Here is a 3679-nt window from a genome sequence, read left to right as displayed (position 1 = left end):
TGGTGCAGAGGATATTATGTAGACACGGTAGGAAAGAACACAAAAATGATTGCAAAATATATACAGAACCAGTTAAAGGAAGATGAAGAATCAAACGTGGAAGAGGATTTATTCGACCCGTTTACGGGTAGCAAGAAATAAAAACGCAAGCAGCAGAAACACAAGCGCGGTAACGCGCCGCTAGTAATAAAGGCCCTTGAGGCCGCATAATAAGAACCACCAGCTAAGCTGGTGGATTTCTTTTTCTCAAAATTCGGCTCGAATAGAATATATTCCGCCCTGCGGGGATTTTTCTATCCCGGAAAAGGTTTGACCAGTATCAGGCTGATGGGGTTTCTCCTATTTGACATGGAATAGTAGTGCAGTGGTCATATCAATCATCCCATCCAGCGACCCCCTGGACGCCGGGACTTCCCTTTCTTGACAGGAGAATCGGATTGAATTTATACTAAAATCAGAAAAGAAAGGGGTGGGAACCATGGAAAACCGGTGGATCGATGAACTCAAATATTCCGTGCTGGACTCTTTAAAAAATGAGGATGCCCGGGTTTATTTCTTTGGCTCCCGTGCCCGCGGGGAGGGGCGGAGGAGTTCTGATGTGGACCTGGCAGTCGATGGGGGAGGAAGAGATATTTCCTGGTCCCTTGCCTTGCTTCGCGAAAAGCTGGAAGAGTCTTCCTGCCCTTATCGGGTGGATGTGGTGGATATGAACCGGGCCGGTGATACTTTGTGCCGAAGGATAGAAAAGGAGGGAATCCTGTGGAAGGACTTCAGGAACGGATTGCATTAGCTTTGAAAGCTCTGGCAAAGCTCCATGAGCTGGCAGCCAGGCAGGAAATCACCGAAGTAGAAAGGGATGCCCTGATCAAGCGGTTTGAATTTTCTTTTGAACTCCTGTGGAAGTGTGCCAAATCTTACCTCTATGAAGAAGAGGGAATCGATGCGGCTTCTCCAAAGAAAGTCATCCGCGCCTCACGGGAAGTGGGACTTCTGGATGAAGAAGAAACAAGGCAGGCCCTGCTTATGGTGGATGACAGAAATCTGACGACTCACACGACCGATGAAGAATTTGCCGGTGATCTGGCCCGCCGCATTGGAACTTACGACCAGCTCCTTTCCCGCTGGCTGGTGAGAATACAGGAACAACTGAAAGAAGAAAAATGAAAAAGCCCCGGGAAATCAGACAGATTTTCCGGGGTTTTTGCATGGGAAAAACTTTTCCGATTTCCCTGATTCCCTTTGGACTGCCCGTATACTCTGCCTTCAAAGCTTTCGGATGAAGGTTTCCATGTAAAAAAGGCTGCCCTATAATTTTGGCAGCTTCTGCCCGGAGTTTTCCCGATGCTCCTGATTCAAAAGTTATTGAAAATGACGGTCAAAATAGAAAAATGGGCGCCTGTATAATTTCAAGGCGCCCACCTTCCCGCAATCCGCAATCCCCAATCCGCCATCCGATTTTCCCAAAAGTCTGAAACCGGAAGTTCAAGATTGTCAATAATCAAAAATTGTTAATCTTGACAAACTCTGGTCAACCTGTATAGACTTAAAACCGTGGAGGAAACGATATTTCCTCATTTTTTTATGACATGTAAGTTAACAATTAAAACGTGCAGAGTTGACAAAGGAGTGGGAAAATTGTTGTACAGTGTGAAGATGCGTTCCAGTCTGGGTGGTACTCACGGAGAGGGAGGACGTCATATTTCCGGGGCGGAAAGAATCGTACCGGAGGACAGGGTGGAAGAAAATGTCCTGGCCATGCTCCGGAGGGCGCGGACCCATGAACGGGGAGCCGCAGATTTCATCAATGTAAAGGTGGAAGAAATCCCGGATTCCTCCATCGAATACTGTGATCTCATTCCTCTTTACCAGATGAATACATCCACAAAGGAAGAAGGCCGGGCTATGGCGAAGAAGGAACTGCTCCGGATCGGCGTTTCCAAAGCTGCCGTGGAAAGCGCATTTCATGAACTGGAATCTCTTTCCGATTCCATGCGGGGAGCCATCGTGATGGATGCGGTCTCGGGAGAACGGCTCGATGACCGAAAAGAGCGGGGAGTCCGCTGCAGCAATATGGATTGTGAAAATACAAAGGAATACGAAGCCAGAATGGGCGCGCGGGGTCTGGGCGGAGATCATCCGAGAGAAGCGCTGGTGCTGGCCTCGAAGGTGGCCCATGCGCCGGGCACGGTGGCCGAACTCTGCTGGTCCGACGACCCGGACTATGTGACAGGTTATGTGGGCTCCAGGAAATATGGCTACGGACGCATTACGGTGATGAAGGACATGGGAGACCCCGTGGGAGGACGTGTCTTCTTCGTGAAACCGGGGACGGACGTGAAGAAATATGATGATTACATGCAGAACCAGACGGTCCTTGTGAGGATGCCCCATGAAAATTAAAGATATTCCGCAAAAACTTCTGGAAATAAAAAAAGAAGACCGCTTCCGCCAGGTGCGGGACCTCCGCATGATGACCGCATCGAAAGGCGTGGACAGGGACGGAAAAGAATATATCGTCTTCAATTCCAACGATTACCTGGGTATGACCCATGAGCCGGAAGTCCAGGAAGCCGCTAGAAATGCCATCATTTACGGCACAGGAAGCGGCGGCGCAAGGCTCACCAGCGGGGCAGTCTTCGAACTGACGGACCTCGAAAAAGAACTGGCCTCCTTCAAACATACCGAAGATGCAGCGATTTTCAATACAGGCTACATGACAAACCTGGGCGTCCTCTATGCCCTGGCAGGTCCCTCGGACGTCATATTTTCCGATGAACTGAATCATGCATCCATCGTGGACGGCTGCCGTATTTCCAGGGCAAAAGTCGTGGTCTATAAACACTCCGACATGAGAGACCTGGAAAAGAAACTGCAGGAAATAAAAACCGACGGCCAGAAATTCATCTATACCGACGGAGTTTTCAGCATGGACGGAGACGTGGCATTGCCTGAGCTCATTGACCTCAAAGAAAAATACGATGCCTGCCTCATCGTGGACGATGCCCATTCCACAGGAGTCATCGGCGAAAAAGGCCACGGCACCTCCGAATACTGGGGAAGAAACGGGATTGATGTGCAGGTAGGCACCCTCTCCAAAGCCCTGGGGGCAGAAGGAGGATTCGTCGCTTCTACAAGAAATATCACAGACTACCTTAGAAACTGCTCGAGACCCTTCATCTTCTCCACCTCTATTTCCGCCGTCACAGGAGCCACCGCCCTGGCCGCTTTGAAACTCCTCGAACGGGAACCGGGCCGGTTCATGGGGAAACTCCTGTGGAACGCCGGCTATATGAGGAAACTCCTCAAAGACGCAGGCCTTTCCATCGTTGATGCGCCGACTCCCATCATTCCCATCATTATGGGAGAAGAAACGAAAGCCATGGAACTGGCAGCGAAATGCCGCGAAGAAGGCGTCCTCCTCTCCGCCATCCGCCCGCCGAGCGTCCCGAAAGGCACTAGCCGGATCCGTCTGACCGTGACTGCTGCTCATACAAAAGAAGAACTGGAACGGGCAGCTTCTGTGATAATTAAGAACTATAAAAAGTAAGGCTGACTGAGCTTTGTACAACTGACTTCATCGGATTGAATCTTACCCTTTGTCAAATAATCGGAATTCGAGTTTTTAGAAATGCGGTCAATTTTTATACAGTTGCCCTGGCCTGGGGATTTTATCAGATTT

4 protein-coding genes and 1 pseudogene are annotated in these 3679 nt (G+C 49.8%); all 5 read left to right on the top strand.

Features of this window, described 5'->3' with window-relative positions:
* Positions 1–141: pseudogene (locus VZT47_RS09715) on the top strand (IS200/IS605 family transposase); the annotation flags it as partial.
* Positions 142–478: 337 nt separating this feature from the next.
* Positions 479–790 carry a nucleotidyltransferase family protein gene (locus VZT47_RS09710; protein WP_330224766.1) on the top strand — a complete coding sequence of 104 codons (312 nt, stop codon included), beginning with the start codon at positions 479–481 and terminating at the stop codon, positions 788–790.
* The gene (locus VZT47_RS09705; RefSeq protein ID WP_330224765.1) at positions 760–1164 is read left to right on the top strand and encodes an HI0074 family nucleotidyltransferase substrate-binding subunit; all 405 of its coding nucleotides are present in this window, start codon (positions 760–762) and stop codon (positions 1162–1164) included. Before VZT47_RS09710 ends, VZT47_RS09705 begins: the two co-directional genes overlap by 31 nt.
* Before the next feature lie 462 nt (positions 1165–1626).
* Complete coding sequence (locus VZT47_RS09700; protein ID WP_330224764.1) at positions 1627–2400, top strand: 6-carboxyhexanoate--CoA ligase; 774 nt, start codon at positions 1627–1629, stop codon at positions 2398–2400.
* A complete protein-coding gene (locus VZT47_RS09695; protein ID WP_330224763.1) occupies positions 2390–3547 on the top strand; it encodes an aminotransferase class I/II-fold pyridoxal phosphate-dependent enzyme in 1158 nt (385 codons plus the stop codon). The genes VZT47_RS09700 and VZT47_RS09695 overlap by 11 nt, the downstream gene beginning before the upstream one ends.
* Positions 3548–3679 lie beyond the last annotated feature (132 nt).

The sequence above is a fragment of the Dialister sp. genome, from assembly GCF_036343215.1.
GTDB lineage: Bacteria > Bacillota > Negativicutes > Veillonellales > Dialisteraceae > Dialister.
Note: the sequence above shows the minus strand (reverse complement) of the source record. Positions and strands in the feature narration are given on the sequence as shown.

Excerpts from the sequence above, each read along its gene's own strand:
- VZT47_RS09695 (WP_330224763.1), top strand. The coding sequence starts at position 2,390 with ATGAAAATTAAAGATATTCCGCAAAAACTTCTGGAAATAAAAAAAGAA.
- VZT47_RS09710 (WP_330224766.1), top strand. The coding sequence starts at position 479 with ATGGAAAACCGGTGGATCGATGAACTCAAATATTCCGTGCTGGACTCT.